13 protein-coding genes are annotated in these 17,353 nt (G+C 39.4%); 7 read left to right on the forward strand and 6 right to left on the reverse strand.

The genetic code is table 11. The features are described from left to right. The first annotated feature begins 102 nt into the window (after positions 1-102). Together AAEU31_RS00085 and AAEU31_RS00090 are read left to right on the forward strand one after the other, a co-directional pair. Positions 103-1,038, forward strand: coding sequence for a mechanosensitive ion channel family protein (locus AAEU31_RS00085; protein ID WP_421966096.1), 936 nt, complete (start codon positions 103-105; stop codon positions 1,036-1,038). Positions 1,039-1,446: 408 nt separating this feature from the next. Next, positions 1,447-2,805 carry a hypothetical protein gene (locus tag AAEU31_RS00090; protein WP_421966097.1) on the forward strand — a complete coding sequence of 453 codons (1,359 nt, stop codon included), beginning with the start codon at positions 1,447-1,449 and terminating at the stop codon, positions 2,803-2,805. 326 nt (positions 2,806-3,131) lie between these two features. On the opposite strand, the gene serA is transcribed toward AAEU31_RS00090, so the two are convergent. The 5 genes from serA to AAEU31_RS00115 all read right to left on the reverse strand — a co-directional run bounded on the left by serA (position 3,132) and on the right by AAEU31_RS00115 (position 7,880). After that, entirely contained in the window at positions 3,132-4,361 is a 1,230-nt protein-coding gene (gene serA / locus AAEU31_RS00095; RefSeq protein WP_135923716.1) for a phosphoglycerate dehydrogenase, read from the reverse strand. Positions 4,362-4,375: 14 nt separating this feature from the next. After that, positions 4,376-5,029, reverse strand: a complete 654-nt coding sequence (gene rpiA / locus AAEU31_RS00100) for a ribose-5-phosphate isomerase RpiA (RefSeq protein ID WP_135923717.1) — start codon at positions 5,027-5,029, stop codon at positions 4,376-4,378. A 53-nt stretch (positions 5,030-5,082) separates the two neighbouring features. After that, positions 5,083-5,679: a 5-formyltetrahydrofolate cyclo-ligase gene (locus AAEU31_RS00105; RefSeq protein ID WP_421966098.1), complete on the reverse strand. Its 597-nt coding sequence runs from the start codon at positions 5,677-5,679 to the stop codon at positions 5,083-5,085. A 13-nt stretch (positions 5,680-5,692) separates the two neighbouring features. Then, positions 5,693-6,244 carry a hypothetical protein gene (locus AAEU31_RS00110; protein ID WP_421966099.1) on the reverse strand — a complete coding sequence of 184 codons (552 nt, stop codon included), beginning with the start codon at positions 6,242-6,244 and terminating at the stop codon, positions 5,693-5,695. A gap of 118 nt (positions 6,245-6,362) precedes the next feature. Continuing rightward, positions 6,363-7,880 (reverse strand): S10 family peptidase, encoded by a 1,518-nt coding sequence (locus tag AAEU31_RS00115; protein ID WP_135923720.1) that lies wholly within the window; start codon positions 7,878-7,880, stop codon positions 6,363-6,365. A gap of 244 nt (positions 7,881-8,124) precedes the next feature. Between AAEU31_RS00115 and AAEU31_RS00120 the strand changes: the two genes are divergently transcribed. The 5 genes from AAEU31_RS00120 to mrcB all read left to right on the forward strand — a co-directional run bounded on the left by AAEU31_RS00120 (position 8,125) and on the right by mrcB (position 13,843). Further along, the gene (locus tag AAEU31_RS00120) at positions 8,125-9,354 is read left to right on the forward strand and encodes a diguanylate cyclase domain-containing protein (RefSeq protein WP_421966100.1); all 1,230 of its coding nucleotides are present in this window, start codon (positions 8,125-8,127) and stop codon (positions 9,352-9,354) included. Between the two features lie 181 nt (positions 9,355-9,535). Next, complete coding sequence (locus AAEU31_RS00125; protein WP_054554260.1) at positions 9,536-9,874, forward strand: P-II family nitrogen regulator; 339 nt, start codon at positions 9,536-9,538, stop codon at positions 9,872-9,874. A gap of 9 nt (positions 9,875-9,883) precedes the next feature. After that, positions 9,884-11,113 (forward strand): ammonium transporter, encoded by a 1,230-nt coding sequence (locus tag AAEU31_RS00130; RefSeq protein WP_135923722.1) that lies wholly within the window; start codon positions 9,884-9,886, stop codon positions 11,111-11,113. A 160-nt stretch (positions 11,114-11,273) separates the two neighbouring features. Continuing rightward, positions 11,274-11,435, forward strand: a complete 162-nt coding sequence (locus AAEU31_RS00135; RefSeq protein ID WP_135923723.1) for a YqaE/Pmp3 family membrane protein — start codon at positions 11,274-11,276, stop codon at positions 11,433-11,435. 83 nt (positions 11,436-11,518) lie between these two features. Continuing rightward, positions 11,519-13,843, forward strand: coding sequence for a penicillin-binding protein 1B (gene mrcB / locus AAEU31_RS00140; RefSeq protein ID WP_421966101.1), 2,325 nt, complete (start codon positions 11,519-11,521; stop codon positions 13,841-13,843). Positions 13,844-14,245: 402 nt separating this feature from the next. On the opposite strand, the gene AAEU31_RS00145 is transcribed toward mrcB, so the two are convergent. Beyond that, positions 14,246-17,173 carry a TonB-dependent receptor gene (locus AAEU31_RS00145; protein WP_421966102.1) on the reverse strand — a complete coding sequence of 976 codons (2,928 nt, stop codon included), beginning with the start codon at positions 17,171-17,173 and terminating at the stop codon, positions 14,246-14,248. Positions 17,174-17,353: the final 180 nt, after the last annotated feature.

Genomic DNA, 17,353 nt, shown 5'->3' on the forward strand with positions numbered 1-17,353 from the left:
GTGCTCAGCACGGCTTTTTTTATGGTTTTAATACACCCAATTAGAAATGGCGCTTATCTTGCAAAATATCCTGTTGAGTAATTAATTCATCAAGGTATAAAAATGTTAAAAATTCCGACAGTAAGTGAAGCTGAAAAGCTAATAGAAGAAAAACTCGGTGGCTGGATTGATATCATCATAAGCCATATTCCAAACTTTATTGTCGCAGTAGTTATCACCATTGTATTTTCATTGCTGGCGCGTCTTGTTGGTTCAATGCTCAGAAAGCTATTACGTCGCTCATTAGAGTCTTCGCAAATAGCGGACTTAATGTCATCAATAGCAAAGGTTATTGTGCTATGTGTAGGCTTATTTGTAGCCCTTGATTTCTTGGGGCTTAGAGGCACAGTCACCTCTTTACTTGCTGGTGCTGGTATTGTTGGTCTTGCGATTGGTTTTGCCTTTCAGGACATGACAGAGAACCTGATAGCGGGTATTGCTATGGGTATTCGCAAACCATTTAAAACTGGCGATGTTATTCGCACCGAAAGCGTGTTTGGTACTGTGCGGGCGATTAACCTTAGAAACACCCTCATTGAGAACTTTTATGGGCAACTTATTTTAGTGCCCAACAAGATTCTATTTAGAAATATACTAAGTAACTACAGTACCTTAGGTGTGCGTCGTATCGAAGTGCCTGTGGGTATTTCGTATGCCGATGACCCCGAGCAAGCCGCAGAGGTGATTGTTAAAAAAATCAATGAGTTTGATTTTGTAATTAAGCAAGAAGAAACCGCTGTTTATGCCGAAAGCTTTGGTGATAGTAGTGTTAACTTACTGGTTTGGTTTTGGATTAAATACCCCGGCGAAGCGGATTTCATGACCGTTCGTCACAAGGCTGTTGTGGCAGTCAGAAACGCCCTAAGCGAAGCTGACATGACCATCCCATTCCCAATCCGCACATTAGATTTTGGTATCAAAGGCGGCGAGAAATTAAATGCCATGATAAGCGAAAAACATCAAGATAAAGACGCAGAAGCACAAGCGACTGGTGAGTAAAATTTACTGACTCATCGGCGTGATTTACACAGGGAAGTGTGTTTGAGGAGGGGGAAGTATCTGGACTGATTTTAATAATTAGAGGTAATTGCTCATTTGTTCCATAGCTACTTAAAGTATATGGTCTTAAGTTAGGTTATAAACTGATTAGAATTTGTCACGTTTAATTTATTTACTACTTCTTTAAATTTGAATAATTCTCAGTCTTTAGGGTTTTATGTAAGTTCTTACTTTTTGTGTCTTGAAACTCTCTATAAAAAGGCCTTGTTCTCTGTATTCATAAACTTAGTTTAACTTATAGTAAACTAAGTTTATGAAATTAATTACTATTGATAAATTTACGGTTCGGAATTAATCTGGTAACCGTGAGTTGTATTCTAAAAGCTAGTATGGTCAAAGAGGGAACAAATGAACCAAGCTCAATTAAACCAAGTCAAAGGGCATCTTGAGACGTTCACCACTATAGATTTAGGAAAGTTAGTAGCTTCTAAATATGGCGAGGAGGCTAATTTATCAGATGTTAATATTGGTGAATATTCTGCAAAAGAATATATATCGGCTGTAAGAAAAGTTCTAGCCCAATTTAGAGAGGAAATTGATAGCTCTTACGCAAAGGCAATGCCATTTCAGTATAATTTTCAAAATGAATATGGTACCGGAAATCTAAACAACGACCTTACAAATCTTTTATCAAATATAAATGCTCAAAATTTCCCAGCCAGTATTCCTGCACTTAATAAGCTAATTCATTACCAGGCAATAAATGGTTTTTGGGAAAAATCAAAACGAAAATACTTTCGTTCCTCAGAAGTTAGCGTTCAAGAAGATAAGGATCGTATTGACCTAGTTTCTAAGCATGTTGAAGCATCCTCTAATAAATTATCTGAATTATTATCGGAAATAGATGACCAAAAAGATGTTTTAAATAGGTTTATAAAATCTAAGTCTAGCGAATTAAGTGAAATAGAATCTTTATTATCTTCAGCTAGGCTTCATTCAAACGAAATTACCGAAACACATACAAAATCCGCTACACTTGAGGAAAGAATTAATTCTTTGCTAGAGCAAGCTGAAGACAAAAAAATATCAATAGATGAACTGACCGATCAATTCAAAAAGTTGTTGTCGGAAATGTCGAACTTATTAACAGATAGCAAAGTTGAAAGCGAATCTCGTCAAAAATCTTATAATAAACTAGAAAAAGCATTCACTGAGAAATTATCTTTCGTTGAAGAGAAGAGAGAGTACTTTGAAGAAAGGAACCAATATCTTGATGATCTTATTGAAAGAGAAGTTGGTGCGTCTCTATTTGAAACGTTTAAGCAAAGAAAATCAGAATTGATAACATCAATAGGGTTTTGGAAATGGGCAGTGCCCACTTCCGCAATCGCTACTATAGCATGGATATTTTTTCTATTTGGCAATGGGGATTTAAGTGGGCTATCTTGGCAGATTATAATAATTAACTCTCTAAAGGCTTTGCCAGCGATTGGTCTTCTACTATTCTCTATTTCTCAATATGTAAAAGAGCGTAATTTCCAAGAAGAATATGCTTTTAAGTCTGCTGTAGCACTAACAGTTAATTCCTACGCCGAACAACTAGAAGACGCATCTAATAAAGATAAAATGATAATGGAGTCAGTCGGACAAATATATGCTAGTCCAATTTACCATAAGAATGACTCAAAAAATGCAAGCTCGGTATCCTCTGCAACAAAAGAACTAGTTGACGCAGTAAAGTCGGTTTTACCATCGAAACCTACATAAAAAATGTTGGCTTACTGGTTTATCAAAAAATTTTAAATAAGGTTTAAAATAGATTGTTAATGCTCAATAGTCTTAATACGGTTATTTTTAAAAAACGGCTATCAATTATAGAGGTTACAAGACGTAACAAGAGTTTTATTAGTTAGAAATAAGCCATCGCGCGAAATAAATTTCACGCCTACGGTGAGCTGTTTTGACTTAGAGCTTAAAATTTACGGCTTATAGCTTGGATTCCCTGCGCTCAAACCAACCTACCTTAAAGTTTTGTCCTACAAAAAAAGCGCAAGCAGTTTAACTGTTTGCGCTTTTTTTCGATATGCCAATGATTAGTGAAGGATACGTGCTCTGATTGTACCTTCAACAGCACTTAGCTCTTTAAGGGCGACTTCTGATTGGTCTGTATCGACATCAATTACTACGTAACCAATCGCTTCGTCAGTTTGTAAGTACTGGGCTGCGATGTTGATACCGTGCTGTGCGAACGCTTGGTTAATTTGCGTTAGAACACCTGGGCGGTTGTGGTGTACGTGTAACAAACGGCTGCGGTTTGCAAGTTCAGGCAGTGATACTTCAGGGAAGTTAACTGCAGTAATGGTTGAACCATTATCTGAGTATTTAGCAAGTTTGCCCGCTACTTCAATACCGATATTTTCTTGTGCTTCTTGTGTTGAACCACCAATATGTGGCGTCAAAATCACGTTATCGAACTCGCGTAACGGTGATACAAACTCTTCATCATTTGACTTAGGTTCTACAGGGAATACATCGATTGCAGCACCGCTTAGCTTGTTTTCACGAAGTGATTCAGCCAGTGCATCAATATCAACAACTGTTCCGCGAGAAGCGTTAATTAGAATAGCGCCTTGCTTCATTACTTCAAGCTCTGCCATACCAATTAGATTCTTCGTTTGCGGTGTTTCTGGTACGTGTAAGCTAATAACATCAGCACGCTGTAATAACTGAGTTAGGTTATGAACTTGCGTTGCGTTACCGAGTGTTAGTTTGTCTTCAATATCGTAAAACTCAACGTTCATACCGATATTTTCTGCCATGATACCTAGCTGTGTACCAATGTGGCCGTAACCAATAATACCTAAGGTTTTACCACGCGCTTCAAATGAACCGTTGGCTGATTTTAACCAACCGCCACGGTGTGCTAGGGCATTACGCTGTGGAATACCACGAAGTAATAATAAGATTTCACCAAGTACTAATTCTGCAACAGAACGAGTGTTTGAGAATGGTGCGTTAAATACCGCAATACCACGCTCACGGGCACCTTGCAGGTCGACTTGGTTAGTACCGATACAGAAGCAGCCGATAGCGACTAGCTTTTCAGCTGCTTCTAATACCGCTTCACTAATATGAGTGCGAGAACGAAGGCCTACAAAGTGCACATCTTTAATGCGCTCGATGAGTTCGTCTTCAGGTAAGGAAGTTTTTACGTAATCAATATTACTGTAGCCATTACGTTTAAGCGTTTCTACAGCACTTTGGTGCACGCCTTCCAGCAAGAGAATTTTAATTTTGTCTTTTGCTAACGATACCTTACTCATATCCTCATTCCTATTTACTTTATTTGCGGCCCATTTTTGGTGCCGATAATGACTTTATCTGCACCGCGATGGGCAAATAAGCCGTTTGTTACTACACCAACAATCTGGTTGATTGTTAGCTCTAATTCTTTGGCGTTGCTGATGTCTAAATTGTGCACATCTAAAATGACGTTGCCGTTATCAGTTACAACACCTTCACGGTAAACTGGATCTCCACCTAGTTTTACAAGCTCACGGGCTACATAACTGCGTGCCATTGGGATCACTTCAACCGGTAGTGGAAATGCGCCTAATGTTGCAACTTCTTTTGATTCATCAACAATACAAACAAATTGTTTTGCTACCGCTGAAACGATTTTCTCGCGTGTTAGCGCAGCACCACCGCCTTTGATCATTTCGTTATGTGGGTTGATTTCGTCTGCGCCATCAACATACACATCAAGGCTTGATACGTCGTTTAACTCAAACACTTCAATACCGAGTGCTTTTAACTTTTCAGTAGAAGCTTCAGAGCTTGAAACTGCACCAACAATGGTGTCTTTTACTGTACCAAGTGCATCAATAAAATGATTCACTGTAGAGCCTGTACCTACACCAACAATGGTGTTTTCATTAACAAACTCGAGTGCTGCCCAGGCAGCGGCTTTTTTTAATTCATCTTGCGTCATAATTATGTGCTCAGTTAGCTATCAGAGAGGCCTATAGTATACAAAGAGTTTGCTTACCATTGGTAGATTTTCTCTGGGGTTATAATGTGTTTTAACGGTACATCCCACGATTCAATAGGTAATGCAGCTACATGCTGACATTGATGCGCAAGACCGATTAATATCGGTTTTTGCCAATTTTCTTGGTAATACCGAGCCAACGTTTTGTCATAAAACCCACCGCCCATTCCTAAACGGTTACCTTGATCGTCAAATGCCACTAATGGCATAAGTAAAATATCAAGCTTGTCTAAAGGACATATTTGACTGCAATTCAACTTGGGCTCCAAGATACCATAGCGATTAACAGTCATGGGTGAATTTTCTTCATACCTCTGAAAGTATAAAGTTGTACCGTTGAAGGGATGAATAACAGGTAGGTATAAAGAGTGGTTTTTTTGCCATAAATCTTTAATTAACAATGATGTGTCAAGTTCTCCATCATTGCTAAAATAGATGCCTATACGCGCTTTTTGAGGAGTTTCTAATGATTTTATGTGTTGAGTAAATTTCATTTTAAGCGTAATTGCTGCATTTTTTTGCTGCTCTTCGGTCAGTGAATTACGCTTTTTTCGGATGGATTGTCTAATTTCTGTTCGTGTGTTGCTCATGTCAATATATACATCAACTTTCTAAGAAAGAGAAAAGCTCAGGGAATAACTCCACAATACCAAGAATGATCAATAAAACAATCACCATCGCAATCAAAGAGTAGAGTAGGGTATTTGAGCGTTTTTTTACAGGTTCAGCGAGTTCTTCATCAAGTAGAAGCTCATCATCTTGCCAGCTTTCATCTTGATCGCTATTACTGCTCTTTTCAACATCAGGTAAACGTTGTTCTAAGTCATCGAGCTTTTCTTCTAGGCGGATCAAACTACTGGTGATGTAATCAAGCGCATCAAATATACGTTCATCACGTTGCTTTGCATCTAGACTGCTAGTGGATTGCGATTGGCTAAGAGGTTGTAGCTTTGCTTTTATACCTACGCTGGCTAATAGCTTCGCTTGCTTAAGAGCCTTTTCTTGCTCGCAAGGAGCGAATATTGGCTTATGCTCGAAAAATCCAGCTATTTTGTTTGTGCTGGTTTTAAGCTTGCTAGCTAGTTGCTCTGTGGCATGTGTTTGATCAATACCAGCCTCAAGTCCTGCAAACATCACACGAAATTTGTCTGCCATCTTTTAGTTATCCTAATCCTTAATGTAGATAACAAAAGTATAAACCTAAATAGATCAATGGATAAACAAAAGCCCGTACAAAACGGGCTTTTTCTTTATAAATGAACAAAATATTTATTTAGTATTTTGCTGCTTTGCCTTCAGCTGGCAACGAGTTAAGGATAAACTCGCGTAGATCATTATTTGAAGACTCAAGATCTGCATGACGTAAATACATCATGTGTCCGCTACGATAACCCTTAAAGCTTAGGCGATCTTTCATTTTACCACTTGGGTCTAATTGCCACATTGTATACTTAGCATCAAAGTAGTTAGTTGCACCATCATAGTAACCTGATTGAATCATTACATTTAAGTAAGGGTTTTGCGCCATTGCTAAACGTAAGTTTTCACCGGTATTGTTGCCGCTGCGATCCCACGGGTGAACATTACCAAATAGGTTATATTTGATATCTGTTTTGTAGTTAAGCTCTTCACGTAGGTAATAGTTAATTGCTGGCGTGAATGAGTGTAACCATGAGGTAAGCTCAGCCCAGTAATCTGGTGACTCACCAGCATCACGTTTATCAATACCTAGATAACGAGAATCTAAACGACCAACAGTTTGACCGCGGTCACGTAATAATTCTTTCCAAAAGAAATTAGTTGGAATATCAAGGTTGTTTTGTTCAACAAACTTCTCAGATAAGCCTGCGTATTTTGCTGCTTGTTTGATAATTGCACGCTTTTCATCTGCAGGTAAAAAGCCACCTTTAGCGATTGCTGGTAAGAACTTATTTACGGTGAACTGTTCTACTTCAGGAAGTAACTCGTCTAAGTCTTTTGCTTGTAAATCTGCGCTGAGGGCTTTGTGGTACCAAGCTGTTGCTGCAAAGTAAGGTAGGCGGTTAGCTGCTTCTACCGGGCCTTCACGTTTAATACCAATCTCAGTTGGTGATACTAAAATAACGCCGTTGATATACATCCATTGGCGGTTTTGTAATTCGTGCGCAAGACCTGATACACGTGTTGTACCATAGCTCTCACCAATTAAAAACTTAGGTGAGCGCCAGCGCTCGTTGCGAGAAACAAAGGTATTTAGCCACTCTGCTAAGTATTTGATGTCAGCGTTAACACCAAAAAACATTTTTTGCTGATCTGATTTACTTGGCAGCTCACCCTTTTCGTTTTCAAGTACACGTGAATAGCCGGTATTAACCGGGTTGATATAAACAATATCTGCTACGTCTAAAATTGAATAAGGGTTATCTTTTACGCCATAAGGTTGAACAGGGTAGCCTTCGTCATCAATTTTTAATACACGTGGTCCAGTATAAGCAAGGTGCATCCACACTGATGCAGAACCTGGGCCACCGTTGAACGAAAATACCAGAGGGCGTTTTGTTCTATCGTCTACTTTGTCACGGGTATAATAAGTATATTGCAACGTTGCAACGGCATTGCCTTGCTCATCCCAAACGGGTTGCGTACCAGTGGCGGCGGTATATGAAAAGCGCTCGCCGTTAATGCGTGCTTTATGCTCTGTGACTACTTTGCTGTCGACATCAATGCGACGTGCGTTATCTGCAAAGCTAGGAGTGCTAAAGGTCAGTGTCAGTGCTGTTACCGATAAGCCAATAAAACTAACTAGTTTCATGTTGATTCCTTATTATTCGATTTATAGCTATTAAAAATTAAAGCTAACTCGATGACAAACTAATGAGACTAGTAACCAATATTCGCTGTTGAAGTGGAAATTAACCGAAAATCATGAGCAAATAACAAAAAAATCCTTTTTTTTACTAAAGATAATTTGCTTAATTATTTAGCTAGATTGAAAAATGGCGTATATTTAGCGTGTTTATAATCTGTGCACGTGCGCTTAGAAAAGAGAAGTTATAATGCAAAGAGTGTTAGTTGTTGAAGACAGTAAGGTCGTGCAGCAAGTGTTACGTCACTTGGCTGCTCACTATCTCGATGTCGCTGTCGACTTTGCGTGGTCCCTAAAAGAAGGGATAAATTTAATTGCTGAACACGATTATACTTTAGCATTGGTCGATTTAACCTTGCCAGATGCAATGAATGGTGAAGTGGCTAAGTACACGCTTTCAAAGAATATTCCGACCGTTGTTCTGACTTCTAAAATTGATGAGTACATCCGCCAACAAATGTTAGAGCTTGGTGTGGTTGATTATGTCGTTAAAGATAATCGTGATTCGTACCATTACGCAATAAAGTTAGTTGCACAATTACTCAGAAACGATGGTAGCAAAGCGCTGGTGGCCGATGACTCAGTATTGAGCCGCACTTTAATGAAGCAAATGCTCGAAAAGCAATTATTTTCAGTGAGTGATGCCCAAGACGGTGAGCAAGCGTTGCAAATGCTCAAAGACGACCCAGAAATTAAATTGTTACTTACTGACTATGCAATGCCAACAATGGATGGTTTTGAGTTGGTTAAAGCGGTGCGTAATTTCCGCGGCCGCGATGACTTAGCCATTATTGGTTTGTCGGGGGCTGGTAAGCATGGTTTATCGGCGCGCTTTATTAAATACGGCGCTAATGACTTTTTAACAAAGCCATTTATGAATGAAGAGTTTCATTGCCGTGTTATGCAAACCATGGAACAACTCGCTCTAATAGCCGATATTAAAGAAAGTGCATATCGCGACCATTTAACAGGCTTACACAATAGACGCTATTTTTATCAATACGCCGAAAAAATATTAAAGAATGTTGAACAAGAGAATGTTTTAGCCTTGCTTGATATTGATTACTTCAAGAATGTTAATGATCAATTTGGTCACGAAGCGGGTGATCAGGCGCTTAAGCAAGTCGCATCATTCTTAAAAGCAAAGTTTGATGATTTTACCGTGGCACGTATTGGTGGTGAAGAGTTTGCAGTTGTGCTCAATAATATGGATCTAAAAAAGGCAGAGCAGCGATTAAATACATTTAGAGAGCAGTTAGCCAACCATGCCTTTTCTATTAATGGTGAGCCTTATTCATTGACCATGAGTATTGGTATGACTCCATTTCAAAAAGTGTCGTTAACAGCTGCTATGCGTATTGCAGATAAAGCGCTATATCAAGCCAAGCAACAACAGCGAAATTGCTTAGTTATTCAATAATTGAGTAAATTGCACCAGCTCAGGTTAATTGTTAATAAAATGCACCATATGGGTGCATTTTTTTTGTTCAAAAACCAATATTAAAATATAAATCATTGAATATTAATAATAAAAAATAGTGGCACAAAGGTTGGATTACATACACCAACAGGATAACAATAAGCGTCCGAAGGGGGCCACTATGAAAATGATTAGTGCAATAATAAAGCCATTCAAACTTGATGATGTGCGTGAAGCACTGGCTGATTTAGGCATTGAGGGGATGACAGTTGTCGACGTTAAAGGCTTTGGCCGTCAACGTGGTCACACTGAACTATATCGTGGAGCTGAATACCAAGTCGATTTTATTCCAAAAATCAAACTTGAAATTGCAACTCGTAGCGAAAATTGTCAACGCGTTGTTGAAACCATCACAAAAATTGCTTCAACAGGCAAAATTGGTGACGGCAAAATTTTTGTTTACGACCTAGACCAAATCGTCCGTATTCGTACAGGCGAACTTGATGAAGAAGCAATTTAAGGGGGAATTATGGAAAACACGATTGTAGAGTTGAAGTTCTCGCTCGACACATTTTACTTTTTGATGTCGGGTGTTTTAGTAATGTGGATGGCGGCTGGTTTCGCTATGCTAGAAGCAGGTTTAGTGCGTGCAAAAAATACAACAGAAATACTAACCAAAAACGTAGCACTATTCTCTATTGCCTGCACTATGTTTTTATTAGTGGGTTACAACATCATGTATGTTGATAACGCAGAAGGTGGTTTTATCCCTTCATTTGGTGCATTAATTGGCACTCAAGCTGCTGATGCAGATCACTCTTTAGAGTCTGATTTCTTCTTCCAAGTTGTGTTCGTAGCAACGGCTATGTCAATCGTATCTGGTGCGGTTGCTGAGCGTATGAAGTTATGGGCATTCTTAATTTTCACTGTTGTTTTAACTGGTTTCATTTACCCAATCGAAGGTTACTGGACTTGGGGCGCAGGCTTCTTATCTGAAATGGGCTTTGTTGACTTTGCTGGTTCTGCAATTGTTCATGGCGCAGGTGCAGCAGCCGCTCTTGCAGGTGTGCTTTTCCTAGGTGCTCGTAAAGGTAAATATGGCAAAAACGGTGAAATCTACCCAATTCCTGGTTCTAACCTACCGTTAGCAACACTAGGTACATTAATCCTTTGGATGGGTTGGTTTGGCTTCAACGGTGGTTCACAACTGCTTATCTCTGACGCTGAAAATGCAACAGCAGTAGGTAAAATCTTCGTTAATACTAACGCTGCCGCTGCGTGTGGTGCAATTGCTGCACTTATGGTGTGTAAAGTACTTTGGGGCAAAGCCGATCTAACTATGGTGCTTAATGGTGCATTAGCTGGTCTGGTAACTATTACAGCTGAGCCTGCATCACCAACACCATTACTTGCTTGTTTACTGGGTCTACTTGGTGGTTCTTTGGTTGTATTTAGCATCGTTGCACTTGATAAAGCTAAAATCGATGACCCTGTAGGTGCTATCTCTGTACACGGTGTATGTGGTGCTTTAGGTATTATGTTAGTACCACTTTCAAACTCAGATGCAACCTTCGTTAATCAGTTGATTGGCTTAGTATGTATCTTAGGATTTGTGTTCATCGCGTCATCAATCGTATGGGCAATTCTAAAAAATACTATGGGTATCCGCGTTACCGAAGAAGAAGAACTAAACGGTATGGATCAACATGACTGTGGTATTGATGCGTACCCAGAGTTTGTATCAGTTCGCAGTAACTAATCTTTGTGCGTGTTTTTACACGCACAAAAACAAATCATTGTGTGTTCAAATCAAAGCTCTACTTAGGTAGGGCTTTTTTGCAATTAAATAAGTCTTTTCTGATAGGCGATTTAGTCAATTATTAGCTATGCTTTAGGTTCCAATCTAACAAGGAAAAATTATGGATAACAAACTGTTGCTTATTATTATCTCGCTATTTTTACCGCCTGTTGCGGTATTTTTAAAAGCGGGAGCAGGTAAAGATTTAATCATTAACATTATTTTATGTTTTATCTTTTTTATTCCTGCCGTAATTCACTCGCTATGGTTGTGCACACGCTAACCGAGTTTAAGTGACTGTTAATTTTACAGGTGTTAATATTGCCTAGCTTGTCCTGTAAAATTAACTGATCAATAGCGAACTCAATGGCTGATAAAAAAACACCTGCAAAAAAGTCGTCATCAAAAACTAAAGCGGCATCTTCACGCTCTTCTTCTAAGCGTAAAAATTCACCTAAAAATGCTACTAAAGCGGGGATACTAAGAAAGCTTTGGTCAATATTTTGGAAGCTTTCTTTAGCAGTTGTCATTGCTATGGCACTGTACCTTATTTACCTTGATGCCAAAATTACCCGCCAATTTGAGGGGAATAAGTGGCAGTTACCAGCCCAAGTCTATGCGCGTGCAATGAGTTTTTATCCTGGACAATATTTATCCCAGCAAGAAGTTATTTGGGAGTTAAACCGCTTAAATTACTCTTCAGTAAATAAACTCAGCCGAACAGGTCAGTATGTTAAATCTGCTAACAGCATTAAAGTGTATCGCCGTGAATTTGAATTTTATGACGGCCTTGAAGATGCACATGTTATTGAGCTGCGTTTTTCGGGACAAAAGTTAGCAACAATTAAAGATAAATTTGGTCGCCGTTTGAATAGCGCACGGTTAGAGCCAGTACAAATTGCACGTATCGGCAATGACTCAAAGCAAGATCGTGAGTTTGTACCGCTTGATAAATTTCCGCCAATGCTAAAAGACACCTTGCTGGTGGTTGAAGACCGTAATTTCTATGACCATCACGGCGTATCGGTGTGGTCAATTATGCGTGCTTTGTATAGCAATATCAAAGCAGGGCGTACCGTACAGGGCGGCAGTACTTTAACTCAGCAGTTAGCAAAAAATATCTACTTAACTCGTGAGCGCTCTTTGGTACGTAAATTTAATGAGGCGCTAATTGCCTTAATTCTAGATTACCGCTACAGCAAAGATGAAATTTTAGAGGCCTACCTCAATGAAGTGTATTTAGGTCAGTCTTACAATCAAGGTGTTCATGGTATGGGCCTAGCCGCTGAGTTTTATTTCTCAAAACCTGTGGATGAACTTGAATACGACCAAATTGCGTTGTTAGTTGCTATGGTAAAAGGGCCATCGTATTACAATCCGCGCCGTTATAGTGAGCGCGCAATGGAGCGCCGTGATTTAGTGCTGCGATTAATGGTTGAAAACAAGCTTATTGATACACGTGAATATCGCGCGGCATTAAAGCGTCCTATTGATATTGCACCAATGAAAGACAGCCTGCAAAAGTCGTATCCGGGTTACTTAGAATTAGTTAACCGAGAATTAAAGCGCCTACTACCTGATCAGCAAGTGTTAGATGCCGGAGTACGTGTCTTTACCTATTTTGACTTACAAAAGCAAACGGCTATGGAAGAGTCGATCGAAGCAAGCTTGCCGTATCTTGAAAGACGCCCTAAAACAGAAGAGCTTGAGGCAGCGATGATCTCTGTTAATGTTGAAAAAGGTGGAGTGTCGGCGCTAGTTGCAGGCCGTGACGTACGTTATTTTGGCTTTAACCGTGTACTAGATACCAAACGTAATATTGGCTCATTAGTTAAGCCAGCAGTTTATTTAACGGCATTTGAAAGTGGTCAGTTTAATGTTGCCACTTTAGTGGATGACTCACCGCTGCAAGTGACTAACGAACAGGGCAAAGTATGGCAACCAGAGAACTTCGATAAGCAGTTCCGCGGACCTATGCCACTATACAAAGCATTTAGTAACAGTATAAATATTCCTGCGGTTAACACGGGTCTTGATGTTGGTGTAGATAAAGTGGCTGATACCTTGAAGCGTTTAGGTGTAGAAGGGCGTATTGATCAATATCCATCATTACTTTTAGGTGCACTTGAGCTTTCTAGCTTTGAAGTCGCGCAGCTTTATACAACGCTTGCTGCAGATGGTCAGTACCGCGAGTTAACGTCTATTTCAGCACTGACAGACTCAGTAGGTAAAGTGCTTTATAAACATGATGTCACCTCACAAAAACGCTTTGACGATGCATCAATCTACATGACCAAATATGCAATGAAACGAGTGACCAAAGACGGTACAGCAAAGCGTTTAAATGCCCACTTTCCATCAATTCAGCTTGCTGGTAAAACAGGCACTAGTAATGACTTACGCGATAGTTGGTTTGCAGGTTTTGACCAAAACACAGTTACTGTTGCATGGATTGGTCGCGACGATAACAAGAGCACTGGTTTAACTGGCAGTGTTGGTGCACTAGAAGCCTATATTCGCTACCTTAAACCACTCAATCCTGAAGCTATAGCTGATACACGCCCAGCTTCTATTCGTTGGGCCTTTATTAACGAAGAAACCGGCCTGCAAGCGCCTCCTGGATGCGGCAAGGTTGTACAGCTTCCAATTCGTGCCAGCGAGTTTGAGCCAAGGCCTAATTGTCAGCGTTAAACTTGGCCCTGAAACTATTTAGCTCAATGTATAATTGAGCTAAATTTTGTATGTTGTAGATTGCCATGAATGCACTTCCTTCAGTGTTTCTGGCAAGCGAACTGACGTTTATAGAGTTTGAATTGCAGTACTTTATTGGATGACTTGTAGAATAATTAGTTATTCTTGTATGCCTAAATCAGACATTGATGCTGTGAAAGCTATTAACCTACCATTAGTATGATTTTATTTTGAAGTCTTGCTCCTTCCTCATGCTTTCACTTGTATTTTATAAGGTTGCTTGATTTACTTCAGATAAATATCGATTAATTATTGCAGCACTACTAGTTGTAAATATTAAAAAATAAAAGCCTCATAATGAGGCTTTTAGAATCGTTGCTTATCTTACTAATTTAATCGAAATTAAAAGTCATAAGAAGCAGATAGTTGGACTCGACGAGGAGATTGATAACTTTCCGCTAAACCAAATGTTGCACTGTCATCACCAGCCGCTATTTCAGCAACTTCGTCATAACGAGTTGCTGTAGCTGCATCAAATACATTGAAAATATCTAATGCGAAGCGTACTTTTTGGTCATTAAAATGCAGGTTGTACGTAAAGTTAAGATCTAATCGCGCTGTCCAGGGAGTTGTTCCCATGCTGCCGCGAGGGTAGCGTTTATCACCAACATAATAAGTATCGCCATAATCATATAAGTCTGGGTTTGGTGTATAGCCCGCACCTAATGCTGTCCAAGGACGACCAGAAGCAACATTTAGATTTGCGCCTACTAAGAAGTTTTCAGTAACTGCGTATGCACCGTAAACTTTAATATTGTGACGACGGTCTGCTGGTAAGTTACCGTTAGCACCATCCATAAGATAAGGGTAATCCCAGTCTTGTGTTAAACCAGCATCATCTTGACCATTATCAGATTTAACAAAACCTTCTGTGTTACCGTAGTTATGTGACCAAGTGTATAGTGCTTTTAAAGACCAAACCTCATCCCAACTTTTCTCAATTGAAAGGTCAACGGCAGCGTAACGACGTTTAGCTTCAGGATAACCTAGCTCTTCAGCTGTGAAGCTATACTCTTCAGTTACACCGTCACCATCTAAGTCAAAATTAAATGTTGCGCCATTACCTGGGTTGAATAAGAACCAGTTTTCACCAATTTTTTCACCATCTTCATCTCTAAAGATGTATGAGCCATCATCAATTTGATTACCCAGTGTGCGGTATGTACCTTTGATGCTCCAAGACCAATCATCATTAATCGCTGCTTGATAACCTACAATGATTTCATCATTATACATAGGCTCAAGGTCTTTATCTGCTAGGGTGTTTGAAGGTTTTGCAGTACCGTCACCACCATTTGAAATAGCGATATCACCTAATTGATTGCTCAAACCTACAGGAGTACCGTCAGCATTAAGACCCTCATACTCATACCAAGTGTGGATATAAGTTTCGGCACCTGCAAGGCGAATGTTCGTATTTGCAGCAACAGGTAAGTAATATCGACCTGCGGTAATAAATAATTTACTGTCACCGTCACCATTGATATCCCAAGATGCACCTAATCTTGGCGCAATTTGGTTATCAATAGATACAAATTCATCACCATCAGCATTGTAGTTTGTGAAACTGTCATTACGTAGACCTAAAGTTAACGTTAAGTTATCTGTAACAGCCCATTGATCTTCGATATAAATCGCCCAGTTTTCAACTTCAAATGCACCACCATTCTTATAGTTACGTACACGAGTTGTTTTCATTTCTTCTGGAAGAATATAACCGTTTGGAAGGCGAGCACCTTCTTCGTATGTTCTGTAGTAGTAGTAAATACCACCAGAGTTAATCGTAGTTGCATCTGATGTATTGGTTTCTGAGTCATAACCAAATCTTAATGTATGCTCATCATTTAAGTACCAATCAAAGTCAACGCGCAATTGCTCGCGCTTATCTTCATTGGCGCCTACAGTGAAGTTTACATAACAGGTAGTATCAACACCTAAGTCTGCGTCATAGCCAGTAGGGCAGTCATCAAAGTCAGAATAATCAGTTTCTGAGAATTTAACTTCACCATACATAGCAGACATGCTTAAGTCATCAGTCAGGTTACCTGTATAACGTACTGCAAAACTTTCACCACCGCGTTTGTGATAAGCTGTACCGCCATCTACTGTGTAGTTGCCAACGCCATTAGGATCTTCGATTGTGCTTTCTGAGTATGTGCGTTCATCGCTAAAACCCCAAAGCATTAATTGATGATCATCATTGATGTTCCAGTCAATACGCGCTAGATAGTAAGGGTCATCATCTTTTTCTTTTGTTAGAGAGGTTTGAGAAGCGTTACCGTACTCTTCTTCGATATCACGGAATGTATAAATTCCGTAGAAGAAAAGCGTATCTTCAATTAGTGCACCTGAAGCATAAATATTTGTTTCAAATGAGTTTACATAGTCATCTTGGTTGTTAACAAATAAATCACCAATACAGTGACCATCAGCAGCCTCACAACGATCATTTTGTAAGTAAACTGAATTTGGTGCTTGTTCTCTTAATGAATCAGGAGAGTAAATTGACTCAACACCAAAGTGAAAGTCATTCGTACCTGATTTTGTTACTGCAGAGATTAGGCCACCAGTTGTTCGACCAAACTCAGACGAATAACCACCAGTCTTAATTTGGAAGCTATCATATGCTGAGAATGGAATGGTTGCGCCACCTAAACCGTTACGGAAGTTAGTCATATTAAGACCATTTACGTAATATGCGTTTTCTGCGACAGATGAGCCACCGAATGATGCTTGATCACCAAAGCGACTATCACCTTCAGTTGCACCAGGGGCTAGTAAAGCAACTGATGTTAATGAACGAGCAACCGGTAATAATTCAAGTTCTTCTGAACTAATGTTCAATGATGATTCCGTAACCGAAACGTCAACAGCACGAACTGCGCCACCAACAACTGCAATACGTTCTATATTACCTTCAACCAATGGAATCTCGAGTAGTGCAGTTTTACCAACACCGATAATTACATCGTTGATCTGTGCTTTTTCAAAACCAGCCTGTGACACTGTTACATTATATTTACCAACAGGTACTTGGTTAAGATTAAACTGGCCATTTGCATCTGCAATGAGAGTTTTTTCATAACCTTTTGACTTATCGGTAATGGTGATTGTTGCACCAGCTAAAGAAACGCCAGACTGAGTAATGATGTTACCTTTGATTGCACCATTAACATTGTCAGCCATAGCAGGCATTGCTGCACTTAAGGTCATAGCAACAGCTGCAGCTGTGAATGAACGCTTAAATGTTTTTGAAAAGTTGTTTTTCATTGAGCTTTCCCTGTGAAATTTTAGATTTTTGATTTGTTATTGTTTGTTAATAACTATCACGCTTTGTTTTTTATTTATTCGGAACTTTAACCATTAAATAAAGCGTGAAACAAATTGGTAACACATCGGGGACATACAGATCAATTTTTTATATTACAAATACGATAAACTTACAAAAAA

The organism is Pseudoalteromonas thalassia (genome assembly GCF_049257215.1).
GTDB classification, from domain to species: domain Bacteria; phylum Pseudomonadota; class Gammaproteobacteria; order Enterobacterales; family Alteromonadaceae; genus Pseudoalteromonas; species Pseudoalteromonas lipolytica_C.